General features: G+C 60.2%; 12 protein-coding genes. 10 read left to right on the top strand and 2 right to left on the bottom strand.

Going from position 1 to position 12,034, the window contains the following annotated elements:
* Positions 1-186: 186 nt before the first annotated feature.
* On the top strand, positions 187-1,221 hold the full coding sequence (locus GGD50_RS21780; RefSeq protein WP_183939257.1) for a LacI family DNA-binding transcriptional regulator: 1,035 nt from the start codon (positions 187-189) through the stop codon (positions 1,219-1,221).
* 19 nt (positions 1,222-1,240) lie between these two features.
* Here GGD50_RS21780 and GGD50_RS21775 read toward each other — a convergent pair whose 3' ends face one another.
* Positions 1,241-2,194 carry an alpha/beta hydrolase fold domain-containing protein gene (locus GGD50_RS21775; RefSeq protein WP_183939255.1) on the bottom strand — a complete coding sequence of 318 codons (954 nt, stop codon included), beginning with the start codon at positions 2,192-2,194 and terminating at the stop codon, positions 1,241-1,243.
* Between the two features lie 21 nt (positions 2,195-2,215).
* The gene (locus tag GGD50_RS21770) at positions 2,216-3,364 is read right to left on the bottom strand and encodes a Gfo/Idh/MocA family protein (RefSeq protein ID WP_183939253.1); all 1,149 of its coding nucleotides are present in this window, start codon (positions 3,362-3,364) and stop codon (positions 2,216-2,218) included.
* A 178-nt stretch (positions 3,365-3,542) separates the two neighbouring features.
* Here GGD50_RS21770 and GGD50_RS21765 point away from each other — a divergent pair, with 178 nt between their 5' ends.
* The 9 genes from GGD50_RS21765 (at position 3,543) to GGD50_RS21725 (ending at position 11,953) form a co-directional block, all read left to right on the top strand.
* Positions 3,543-4,877, top strand: a complete 1,335-nt coding sequence (locus GGD50_RS21765) for an ABC transporter substrate-binding protein (protein WP_183939251.1) — start codon at positions 3,543-3,545, stop codon at positions 4,875-4,877.
* 103 nt (positions 4,878-4,980) lie between these two features.
* On the top strand, positions 4,981-5,811 hold the full coding sequence (locus GGD50_RS21760) for a carbohydrate ABC transporter permease (protein WP_414124775.1): 831 nt from the start codon (positions 4,981-4,983) through the stop codon (positions 5,809-5,811).
* Positions 5,808-6,644 (top strand): carbohydrate ABC transporter permease, encoded by an 837-nt coding sequence (locus GGD50_RS21755; protein WP_183939247.1) that lies wholly within the window; start codon positions 5,808-5,810, stop codon positions 6,642-6,644. The genes GGD50_RS21760 and GGD50_RS21755 overlap by 4 nt, the downstream gene beginning before the upstream one ends.
* Positions 6,645-6,648: 4 nt before the next feature.
* Complete coding sequence (locus GGD50_RS21750; RefSeq protein WP_183939245.1) at positions 6,649-7,467, top strand: sugar phosphate isomerase/epimerase family protein; 819 nt, start codon at positions 6,649-6,651, stop codon at positions 7,465-7,467.
* Positions 7,468-7,478: 11 nt separating this feature from the next.
* Positions 7,479-8,555, top strand: coding sequence for a Gfo/Idh/MocA family protein (locus GGD50_RS21745; RefSeq protein WP_183939243.1), 1,077 nt, complete (start codon positions 7,479-7,481; stop codon positions 8,553-8,555).
* Positions 8,555-9,373, top strand: coding sequence for a sugar phosphate isomerase/epimerase family protein (locus tag GGD50_RS21740; RefSeq protein WP_183939241.1), 819 nt, complete (start codon positions 8,555-8,557; stop codon positions 9,371-9,373). Before GGD50_RS21745 ends, GGD50_RS21740 begins: the two co-directional genes overlap by 1 nt.
* The gene (locus GGD50_RS21735) at positions 9,373-10,197 is read left to right on the top strand and encodes an alpha/beta fold hydrolase (protein WP_183939239.1); all 825 of its coding nucleotides are present in this window, start codon (positions 9,373-9,375) and stop codon (positions 10,195-10,197) included. The genes GGD50_RS21740 and GGD50_RS21735 overlap by 1 nt, the downstream gene beginning before the upstream one ends.
* Positions 10,194-10,919 (top strand): ribulose-phosphate 3-epimerase, encoded by a 726-nt coding sequence (locus GGD50_RS21730; RefSeq protein ID WP_183939238.1) that lies wholly within the window; start codon positions 10,194-10,196, stop codon positions 10,917-10,919. Before GGD50_RS21735 ends, GGD50_RS21730 begins: the two co-directional genes overlap by 4 nt.
* Positions 10,916-11,953 carry an ROK family protein gene (locus tag GGD50_RS21725; RefSeq protein WP_183939236.1) on the top strand — a complete coding sequence of 346 codons (1,038 nt, stop codon included), beginning with the start codon at positions 10,916-10,918 and terminating at the stop codon, positions 11,951-11,953. Before GGD50_RS21730 ends, GGD50_RS21725 begins: the two co-directional genes overlap by 4 nt.
* Positions 11,954-12,034 lie beyond the last annotated feature (81 nt).

Raw genomic sequence — 12,034 nt, 5'->3', positions numbered from 1 at the left:
CCAAGCCATTTTCTTATGGCTTGTATTTTGCGCGTCAAATTATAAATTTTGCGCATGCAATGTTTTTGCGTGACACAAGGCTCGAAAGAACTTGCCTGGAATTTACGTTTGCGGGTTGCGCCTGTTTCCACGCAGACGCATAACGATGATTGTCGGGTACGGTGATTTGAATATGGTCGACGATCGATGGAAAAACTGACGCATAAGACCATGGAGGACTTTGCGAAGTCCTGCGGTGTCTCTCGCCCAACCCTTTCCAAATATTTTGATGATCCGACGAGCGTGAAACCGGCGACACGCGCGCTCATCGAGGCGGCCCTTCGTGCGTCGGACTACCAGCCAAATCTTTACGCTCGAAACCTCAATCGAAAGAGAACCCGCAATATCGGCATTCTCGTTCCGGCCCTGACCGACCCCTTCTACGCCGAGATGGTCAACCGGCTGGAACTGCGGCTGCGGGGTGAAGGCTATTGGCCGATCGTGATTTCCTCGCACGGCCTGCCCGAGCTGGAGGCCGAGGCCGTCAGCACCATGCTGTCATTGAAGGTCGCAGGTGCGATCGCCGCGCCACTCGGGCAGAAATCCGATCCGCGCGCCTTTGAAAAACTCACGCAGAATGTCCCGCTCGTCTATTTCGACACCTATATCGAGGGCAACACGCCATTCATCGGCAACAATAATCACCAGAGCGTCTCGATAATCGTGGAATATCTGTGCCGATCCGGAGAGGCGCCAGTCTATTTCGACATTCCTCACGTCAATCACAACTCCCCGGAGAGATTGGCGAGCTATATCGCCACGATGGAGGCGTCCGGCCACGAGCCCAAGGTGATCAAGACCATTGCCCCCTACACATGGGATTTCGAGCGCGTCGGCTACGAGCAAATGGACGGGATGCTCAAAGCCGGGAAGCTGTCATTCAAGACCATCCTCTGCGCCAATGATCGCCTTGCCTTCGGCGTCATGGCTGCCGCTTTCGCGCATGGGCTGAAGATCGGGCGCAAGAAGGCCGACGACCTGCGTATAGCAGCCCATGACGATCACCCGCTGAGCCGCTACACCTGTCCGCCGCTAACGACGATGGCGCAGGATTTTGCGTCCATGACCGTGAGCAGCGTTGATACTCTGCTGACGCTCCTCGGAGACACGGACGCACCGGTTCACACGATCGCAAGCAAAGTCTCGCTGGATGGGACGCTGGTCATGCGGCAATCAGCATAGAGCGAGGGCGAGGTCTCGCTCAATCTGGATTCCCTTCAAAGCTCCGCCACGCCGCGACTGCGTCCTCGACCGCTTGCCGTGCGGCCGGCATGAATCTTCCCATCGACACAAAGCCGTGAATCTGCCCCGGCCAATGGCGCGCCACCACGCGAACCCCACCCTGTTGTAGCCGCGTGGCATAGGCCATGCCTTCGTCCACCAGAATGTCATGACCAGCCGTGGCAATGAATGCCGGCGCTACCGCGGCAACAGTTTCGGCCAGCAAGGGTGAGACCTTCCAATCCATGATATCGGCTGGCGTGCGGACATAATGGTCGCGAAACCATTTCATCGTCGTTGCGGTTAAACCGAAGCCTTCGGCGTAGCGGCGATAGCCGTCGGTCGTCTGCCTGGCATCCGTGTTGGGATAGAAGAGCAGTTGCGCAGCAACTTGCGGAGCCTCGACCGACCGCGCCATCAATGCCAGCACGGCTGCAAGATTGCCGCCGGCGCTGTCGCCGGCTACCGCGAGCCGTTTGGGATCGACGCCGAGTTCCGTGGCAGACTGCACCATGAATGCCAGCGTCGCAGCGCAATCCGTCAGGCCAGCGGGAAACTTGTGCTCCGGTGCCAGGCGATAGTCAGGGCAGACCACGGTGCATTCGGCGAGATTGGCGAACCATCGGCAAATCTCGTCGTGAGAGTCGAGATTGCCGATCACCCAGCCGCCGCCGTGGAGATAGAGAAGACCTGGGCCATCCTTGGAAGGCGTTCCGATGCCGCGATAGATGCGCACGCTGATCGGGCCGTTGGGGCCGCTGATCTGGCGATCCTCTACCGAAGCAACCGCTTCCCGGGCGCCCTGCAGCGCCGGGCTGCCAGCATTGTAGGCGATGCGGGCTTCCAGGGGGCTCCCACTTTCAAGTGGCCGAGCCTTCGCCGCTCTACTGACATCGAGAATCCATTGCGCTTCTTCATCGAGATATCCCGTCACATTGCGTCTCCCATGCAGCGATCAGACCAAAAAACTGCGGGCTTCGTCCTCGCCAAGAAGCGGCGGCCGCGCCAGGCCACCGCCGACGCTGACTGACCGCCCGCTCTCGCCGGAAGCAAGAATAGCCTCCATGATTTCGAGGACATGAAGAGCCAGCTCCCCCGACGCGCGCGGCGGCCTGTTTTCGGTAAGTGCGCGAGCTAAGTCGGCAACGCCGAGCATACGATAGTTTGCCCTGTCCGGCGCGGCAAACGGCCAGTTCCGTTCGCCGTAAAGCTCACCATCGCTTTCGAAATTTCGCCACTCGGCGCCCCTTTCGGACAGGGAGACCGTTCCACCGAAAGTATCAGGATCCGGCAGGCGCAACGAACCTTCGGTGCCGTGCAGCTCGATTGGGTGATTGGAATGGCGGAAGACATCCCAGGATGCGCCGAAGTTGACGGTCGCACCGGATTGAAATTCGAGCAGCGACAGAACGTTGGTCGGCGTCCCGACCTTGAACCTCGTATTCTTGAAGGGGCCCTCCGCGGTGATGAGGCGTTCGTCCTGGCCTTTCGTTGCCATCGCCATGACGCGCACCACGGGACCGAGCAAATTCACCATCATGGTCAGATAGTAAGGGCCCATATCGAAAACCGGGCCGCCCCCAGGCTGATAGTAGAATTGCGGATTGGGATGCCAGTGCTCCATGCCGCGTCCCATCATGAAGGCAGTGCCGCTGACGGGGCGACCGATCGCGCCCTGCTCCATCAAACGACGCGCCCGCCGGCCCGCCGCGCCAAGGAAGGTGTCGGGCGCCGAGCCGAGCAGCAAACCCCGGTTTTTCGCCTCAGCTACCAAAATCCGCCCGTCTGCCGCCGATGTTGCCAGCGGCTTTTCCGTGAAGACGTGCTTGCCGGCGGACAAGGCCGACATGGTGACGTCGAAATGCACCGCCGGCACAGTCAGGTTGAGAACGAGATCGACCTCGGGATCTGCAAGTAGCTGATCGACGCTTACGCTGCGAATGCCGAATTCCCGTGCGCGAAGAGCCGCAGCGTCAGCCGAAATATCGGCGCAGGCGCGCAGCTCGATACCGCTAAATAATGCGGCGTTACGCAGATAGGTCATCGATATGTTGCCGCAACCGATGATGCCGACGCCAAGGTTTTCGTTTGTTTTTTCAATCATTTTTCAAAATCCTCCAAGATCCGACGGCCGATATCTCACCAACGGGCGAACCGGCCCGACGCGTCATAAAGTGATTTAAAGCATCTTATTTCTTGACGCGCGATAATTTTTTATCAAACATATGCTAATGCTGGCGCGGAGATTTTTGGAGGGCGTCAGTCTTTCCTGGGAGGGAAACATGAGCGACTTCAAGAAAGTGCCGGCCGCTTCAAACGTGGCCGCAGGTTCCGTAATGCTCGACCGTCGCCAGTTGCTGATTGGAGCCGCGGGCGCGGCGACCCTCGGTATCGCGTCGGGCCTTGGGATGCGCACGGCGCGCGCTGCCGACCGCACGGAGATCAGCTTTGCCAGCGCAAGTTTCTTCGGCAAGGAAGGTATCGGCGATCTCGTCAAGGCCTATAACGAGTCGCAGGACCGCATCATGGTCAAATTCATCGAGCTCCCGCCGCCGAGTTCGTCGACCGAGGTCTACCAGGGCCTGATCCAGCAGTTGGCCCGCCGTAACGGAACGCCTGACGTATTCAGCCAGGACGTCATCTGGATCGCCGGTTTTGCGGCGGCCGGCTGGGCATTACCGCTGGACCAGTATTTCCCGAAGGAAAAACGCAGCGATTATTTTCCCGGAACGGTCGCAGCCTGCACCTACAATGAAAAGCTGACCGCGCTTCCGTGGTTCGTCGATTCCGGCATGTTCTACTATCGCAAGGATCTCGTCGAAAAGCATGGCGGCAAGGTTCCCGAAACCTGGGGCGACATGGCAACCATGGCGGCTGCCGCTCAGAAGGCCGGCGACACCAAATTCGGCTATCTCTGGCAAGGCAAGCAGGCCGAGGTCCTGATCTGCGATGCTGTTGAGGTTATCACCTCAAATGGCGGCTCCATCCTGGCCGCCGATGGCAAATCGTCTGTGATTGGTGAGAAGGCCGCGGTCGAGGCGATCCAGTTTCTTTACGACACGATCAACAAGACGAAAATCAGCCCTCAGAATGTTCTTTCCTGGGACGAAGAGCCTTCCCGTCAGCCCTTCACCTCGGGCGAAGCGATGTTCATGCGCAACTGGTCCTATGTCTATCCGATCGCGCAGGACCCGAAAGCCTCGCACGTCGTCGACAAGGTCGCGGTTGCGCCGCTGCCGCATTTTCCCGGCGGCAAAAGTGCAGCATGCCTCGGCGGCTATCAGCTTGGCGTCAATGCCAATTCCAAGAAGCGGGAAGCGGCGATCGAGTTCCTGACATGGATGTCGTCTCCGGAAACCCAGACCCGTCTCGCTTTGAATTTCGGCCTCGCGCCCTCGCGCCCCGCAATCTTCGAAAATGCAAAGCTGAAGGCCGAACAGCCGTTTATGGCAAGCCTGCAAAACGTCTTCACCGGCGCCACGCCCCGGCCGATCACCCCACAATATGCCAAGGTGACGCTGGCGTTGCAGTCCAGCATTTCCAAGGCTCTGGTCAGCGGCAACGTCCAGGCTGAGCTCAAGGCTGCCGCCGATCAGATCAACAAAATCGTTGCCTGATATGGCCACTGCATTGACGGCCCCCGCCGACAGCAGGACGCGAAGGTCAATGGGGGCGCTTCCGAGCGCCCTCTGGCCCTGGCTCCTGCTGTTGCCGGCCTTCATGTCGCTGGGATCGGTCTCCTTCTATCCGATCATCAATGGCGTCTATCTTTCCTTCACCAACCGTTCCCTGATTACGCAGGACAATGATTTCATCGGCTTTGCCAACTATGTGCAACTATTGACGGACCCGCCGTTCTGGAATGCCTGGTGGCACACGATCTGGTTCACCGCCGCATCGACCGGGCTTGAGACGCTGATCGGCCTAGCTATGGCACTGATCCTTTGCGAGGCTTTCAGCGGCCGCGGCATCGTCCGCGCGGCAATGCTGGTTCCCTGGGCAATGCCAACGGTCGTGACGTCAAAGATGTTTGGATGGCTGTTCGACGGGCAGCATGGCATTATCAATTTCATCCTGCTCCAGCTCGGTTTGATCGATCAGAATGTGAACTGGTATGGTGCGCCCGAGACGGCACTGACGACGATTATCCTTGCCGATGTCTGGAAAACGACGCCCTTCATGGCGTTGCTCCTGCTGACCGGACTGCAGACCGTTCCGAAATCGCTGATCGAGGCCGCCCGTATGGACGGCGCCGGGGCATGGACGATCTTCTGGAATATCCGCCTGCCTCTGCTGCTGCCGACCCTGCTCATTGCCGGTCTTTTCCGGGCGCTGGACGCATTTCGCGTTTTCGATCTGGTCTATGTGCTGACTGGCGGCGGTCCGGCCGATTCCACCGAAACGCTTTCAACGCTGTCCTACAAGGTGCTCTTCGCGACGCTGCAGTTCGGTTACGGTTCGGCCATTTCGACCGCAATGTTCATCACCGAAGGCGTGATCGCCCTGGTGTTCTGTCTTTTCCTGGTCAGGCAGCTAAGGAAGACGACATGAACGGCAGCCGCCCAGTCTTCCAGAGCATCACGATCTATCTTGGCGCACTTCTCATTCTCGTTTGGTCCGCGGGGCCGTTCCTTTGGCAGTTCTCGACCTCGTTCCAACTCGACAAAGCACTGACGGAAGGCACGCCGTCGTTGATCCCGCACCCATTCACGCTGGAGCATTATTACAATGCCTTCGTGGAAAAGGGCCTGCACCACTATGTCTTGAACTCGCTCATCGTATCGCTCGCGACCACGGCTCTCTGCCTGATCGTCGGTTCGCTCGCCGCCTTTGCCCTTTCCCGTCTCGATGTGAAAGGGCGATTTGGAATCCTCATGGTCATCCTGTCGGTCTCAATGTTTCCGCAGATCGCGCTTGTCGGACCGCTCTATCTGATCGCGTCCGACTTGGGCCTTCTGGACACCTACCGTGCCCTGATCATCACCTATCTGGCGCTTGGGCTACCGCTCGTGACTTGGGTTCTGTTCGGCTATTTCGAAACGCTGCCGCGGGAGATCGACGAAGCCGCGCGCATGGATGGCGTGGGGGTGATCGGCCTGCTTTGGCATATCATCCTGCCGATGTCGCTCCCCAGCCTCGTGACCACGGGCCTGCTCGCCTTCATCACCGCCTGGAACGAGTTCCTATTCGCACTGGCCTTCACATCCGATAGCGACAGCCAGACCATTCCGGTGGGCATCGCCAATTTCACCAACCAATACTACGTGCCCTGGGGAGACATCGCCGCTGCGTCGGCGGTCGTCACCGTGCCGCTGATTGTTTTGGTCCTCTTCTTCCAACGACACATTATCGAAGGCCTGACGCAGGGCGGAATCAAGGAATGACGACATGACCAGGGATCTAAAGGTCGGCTGCCAGACGTTCACATGGGAAATGCTCGGCGACGCTTGGGCCGGTACGCCGGACGATTTGCTCTCGGCGATTTCCACGGGCGGGTATTCGGGCATCGAAATTACCGACACGATGATCGGCCACTACGCCGCAAAGCCCGGCGAATTCGCCAGGGCTCTGAGAGATATGGGTTTGCAGCTCGTCTCCTTCGCCTTCGGCTCCAAAAGCGGTTTCACGGTTGCCGACGCAATGGAAAAGGATCTAGCCACGGCACAGCGCTGGATCGACTATGCCGCACAATTCCCAGGCGCGCTTGTCTCGATCGGCTCCGCGACCATCGTCTCGGAAGGCGCGCGTGACGACAAGTTTGCCATCGCCGCCGAGTTCTACAATCGCGCCGGCGCGCTCGGTAAGGCATCCGGCGTCGGGGTCGCCGTCCATCCGAGTTCGCATCACAACACCTTGCTGTTCAACCGTGCCGACTACGATCGGATCTTCGCGCTGCTCGATCCCACACTGGTTGGCTGGGTTCCCGACACCGGCCATATCTTGCGCGGACATGACGATATCCTCGATACCATGCGCACCTACCGGGATCGGATTCGCTATCTGCACCTCAAGGATGTCGATGCGCAGGACCGATGGGCGATGCTCGGCAAAGGCGTTCTCGATACGCCGGCGGTGATTGATCTCGTTTCTCAGGCACCGCGCTTCAACGGATGGCTGGTGCTGGAAGAGGAATCCGAGACGGCCGCGGCTGATCCTGCCGCAGCCATAAAGGCCAACCGCGAAACGATGCGCAGCTGCGGCGCGTAAGGAAGAAGATCATGATCAAGAAGGAAAATCGTCGTCTTCGCGTCGGTGTGCTGGGTTGCGGCCCGATTGCCCAGTTTGCGCATCTGGAATCCTGCGTGAAGGCCAAAAACGCCGATCTTTACGCGATCTGTGACGCCGCACCCGATCTGCTGGCACGCATGGGTGCAACCTACGAGCCGCAGAAAATGTTCAGTGACTACGACGCCATGCTGGCCGACCCTGATCTGGAGGCGGTCATCGTCGCCACGTCAGACGCCTATCACGTGCCGATGTCCATCAAAGCGCTCGAGGCCGGCAAACATGTACTATGCGAAAAGCCGATCGGCGTCTCCGTCGAGGAAGGCCAGCAGCTTGCCGACGCCGTTAGACGCTCGGGCAAGATCTTGCAGGTCGGGCACATGAAGCGTTTCGATCCGGCGCTTCAGGCCGCCCATGATTTCGTTCAAAACGATATCGGCCAGATCTTCGCGCTGAAGGCATGGTATTGCGATTCCACTCATCGCTACACCAACACCGATGCGGTGCAGCCGCTGCCGGTTACCAGCAAACTTGCGCGCAAGCCGGCCGGCAATCCGAAAGCCGATCTCAGGCAATATTTCATGCTGGCGCATGGTTCGCATCTGGTCGATACCGCCCGCTTCTTCTGCGGCAATATCGTCGCCGTACGCGCCCGCCTGTCGGAGCGTGCCGGCGCCTATTGCTGGTTCGTGGAAACCGAATTCGCCAATGGCGCCCTCGGCCATCTCGATCTGACAGTTGCCGTCCGCATGGATTGGCACGAGGGTTTCCAGCTCTACGGCGAAAACGGCTCGGTCCTCGCAAAGACCTTTAATCCCTGGTACTTCCGCTCCAGTGAAGTTGAGATCTTTCATGAAAAAGATGCGACGAGCAGGAAACCGCTCGGTGCCGACGGACATTTTTTCCGCCGGCAGCTCGAAGGCCTCGCCGATACTGCGCTGAAGGGGGCACCCATGCGCGGCGCCGATGTTGAAGACGGGATTGCCTCCATCCGCGCGATGGTGGCGATCGCGCGGTCCGTAGAGACCGGCGAGCGCGTTGAACTCGCGTCAGTGACGGGAGCCGTCTGATGCAGATCGGGATCTTCGCCAAAACTTTTCCCGGAACCGATCCCTTAAACGTCCTCTCGGCGGTGCGCGACAGCGGCTATACCGGCACGCAATTCAATCTTGCCTGCTCCGGGCTGCCCTCCATGCCGGATGCCGTGCCGGAGGCTACCGTCACGGCGATCCGCGCGGCGGCCCAGGCAACAGGCGTCTCCTTTGCCGCCTTGTCCGGAACCTACAATATGGCCCACCCTGACGCATCGGTGCGGCAGACTGGCCTCCGCCAACTTGCCGTCGTCATCGAGACTGCGGCGGCACTTTCCATTCCGCTCGTGACACTCTGCACCGGCACCCGCCATCCCAGCGATCAATGGGCACATCATCCGGAAAACGCCGACCCCTCGGCCTGGGCCGATATGGCGGCGGAGATGTCGAAGGCGCTGGCACTGGCGGAAGACTATGGCGTCGATCTCGGCATCGAACCCGAACAGGCGAATATTGTGAGATCTGCTGCAGATGCGCAGAGGCTGATTACAGAAATGGGATCGAAAAGGCTGCGCATCGTGCTTGACCCGGCCAATCTTTTCGAAAGCGCCACGCCAACGGAAGCGCGCGCCATTGTCGAGCGCGCGATCGAGACCGCGGCCGGGCACATCGCCATGGCACATGCCAAGGATCGTTATGCCGATGGACGCTTTGCCACAGCCGGCCAGGGCATCGTGGATTTTCCCGATTTCATCGCACGACTGAAAGCCGTCGGCTTCGATGGCCCGCTCGTCACGCACGGATTGTCAGCAGCGGAGGCGCCGCATGTGGCGGCCTTTCTCAAGGAATTGATCTGATGGGCGCAAGCGCAGCTTTCATGCGTGATGATGCCACCCTCGCCGTTTTCGATAGCGGCCAAGGGCTGCCGGTGCTTTTTCAGCATGGCTTGGGTGGCGATGAGGCGCAGGTTGCGCAAACCTTTCCAATGGGAAAGGCGCGGCGCATCACGGTCGAGTGCCGCGGACATGGTGCGTCGTCGCTTGGCGACATCAGGCCCTTTTCACTTCGGATGTTTGCCGGGGATGTGCTAGCGGTGGCGACAGATCGCAGGTTAGGCCGCTTTGTCGTCGGCGGTATTTCCATGGGCGCGGCCATTGCCCTCTACCTCGCTCACCATTACCCGGACCGCGTCGCTGCCCTCATTCTTGTCCGTCCAGCCTGGACCTTTACCGCCGCGCCCGCCAATCTGGAGCCGGTCCGCACTGTCGCGGCCTTGCTCCGCTCGTATTCGATCGGTGAAGCCAAGGAGCGCTTCGCCGCTTCCGAAATCGGCTTGCGGATATCCGCGAACGCGCCCGACAATTTTGCTTCCCTGCTCGGCTATTTCGATCGGCCGAATGCGGCCGCTTTTGCATCCGTACTGGCCGACATCGCGGCTGATGGCCCTGGGGTGACACAGGCGGAGGCCGCTGCCCTCACCGTCCCTACCCTCATCATTGGCAACGAACAGGACGCGATCCATCCCCTCACCTGCGCCCGGACTTTCGCCGACACTGTTGCCGATGCCCGCTTTGTCGAAGTCACCCCCAAGGCGGCCGACAAGGCACGGCATTTCGCCGAAGTTCAAGACGCCATCGCTACCTTCCTCACATCGAAGACCATCCGGAGCCTCCCATCATGACACTCAATACACTCTCCGGCCCGGCGGCCATTGCAGCGCTTCCCCGCAACCGGCTGCTGGGCGAATTCTCGCTGTGGTCGGCCGATCTTGCCAACATGGAGGCCGATCTCCGGCGCATAGAACCCTACGCGGACCTGCATCACATCGACGTTGCCGACGCGCGTTTTACGCCGGGATTCCTGTTCTTTCCGGACTTCGTCGCACGCATCGCCAAGGCAACCGCTAGGCCGATCCATGTTCACCTGATGGTCGAGGCTGAAATCGTCGAGGAGCAAACGCGTCAATTCATCGAAGCGGGTGCGGATCTTATCAGCGTTCATGCCGAAAACGGTGAAGCCGGTTTACGTGCCGTCGCGCTGGCAAAGGAGCTTGGCGCCGAGGCGGGTGTCGTCCTGCGATTGGAGACCCCCGTTTCAGCGATCCGGCCATTCATCGACCATGTCGCCTTCGTGACCCTGCTCGGCACATCGATCGGCGTCAAAGGGCAAAGCCTTTCCGAGAAGGCCTGCGATCGGCTGATCGAAGCGCGCTCGCTGCTGAAACAGTCTGGCCGGGAGGGTCAGGTAATCTTGGCGGCCGATGGCGGCATTCGCGAACAGACCGTGCCGTTGTTGCGCGCGGCCGGAGCACAAACGGTCGTCCTCGGATCGCTTGCCTTTGGCGATAAGAACCTGGGCGAGCGGATGGCTTGGCTGCATGGATTGGAGAGCCGCGTTTCGTGAAAAAGGTTGCCCTCGCATTTGATCTCGGCGGAACGGAGCTCCGCGCTGCGCTGGTGGATAGCGAGGGGAGCCTGTTGTCATTCTCCGCCGTGCCGACCCATGCGGCGGGTGGACCGGCTGCGGTCATCCAGCAGATCGAGTTGCTGGCAACCGCGACGCTGGCGGAAAAGCCCGATCTTGTTCCGACCGGGATCGGGATAGGCGCCCCCGGCCCGCTCGATCCGGAAGTCGGCATCGTCATTGCCCCGCCGACCCTGGCCGGATGGTACGAGGTTCCGCTCGCCGATATTCTTTCCAGCCGGTTCCAACTGCCGGTGCGGCTCGAAAACGACGCAAACGCGGCGGCACTTGGCGAATGGCGATATGGCGCCGGCCGCGGCGCGCGATCGATGGTCTTCGTCACCGTCTCGACCGGGATCGGCGGCGGCGTGATCGTCGACGGACGAACATTGCATGGCAGACGTGGCTTGGCAGCGGAAATCGGTCACATGACGATCACGAGTGAAGGGGAGCGGTGCTTTTGCGGTGCGATCGGCTGCTTTGAAGCCGTTGCCTCCGGAACGGCCCTTGGCAGGCGGGCGACAGCGCGTACCCGCCAATCCGACGGCTCGATGCTGCGCAACCTATCGGCCGATGCGGAAGTGACCGGGCGCCACGTTGTTGACGCCGCGCGAAACGGCGACGCGTTGGCAATGGAACTGCTGAGCGCGGAGGCTCGCTGGCTGGGGATCGGCTTCACCAATCTGCTCCACCTCTACTCCCCGGACATTCTGGTAATGGGCGGCGGGATATCCCACGGCTTCTATCTTTTGCACGACGCCATCGTGGCAACGGTTCGCGAACGCGCCATGCCAGCCTATCGCGATGTGCCGATCGTTCCCGCACAGCTCGGGCGTCATGCAGGCCTGATCGGCGCGGCCAGCCTCATCCTGGGAGATGATGCGCAAATCGGCTCTGCGACATCGCGCTCGGAGAGCCCAGGTCATTCGGGTGTCGACATTCCAACCAGCAAAAGTGAAGCCGGCGACGACTAAGCTGAAGTCCTGCGATAGCTACCCAAAACCCATCGCAGCTTCAAAAACTGCCGCACGATCCGTGTTTGCGTGACAGCCATC

It is taken from the genome of Martinezella paranaensis, from assembly GCF_014200235.1.
Lineage (GTDB): Bacteria > Pseudomonadota > Alphaproteobacteria > Rhizobiales > Rhizobiaceae > Rhizobium > Rhizobium paranaense.
The sequence above is the reverse complement of the archived record's forward strand: the minus strand, read 5'-3'. Positions and strand labels throughout refer to the sequence as shown.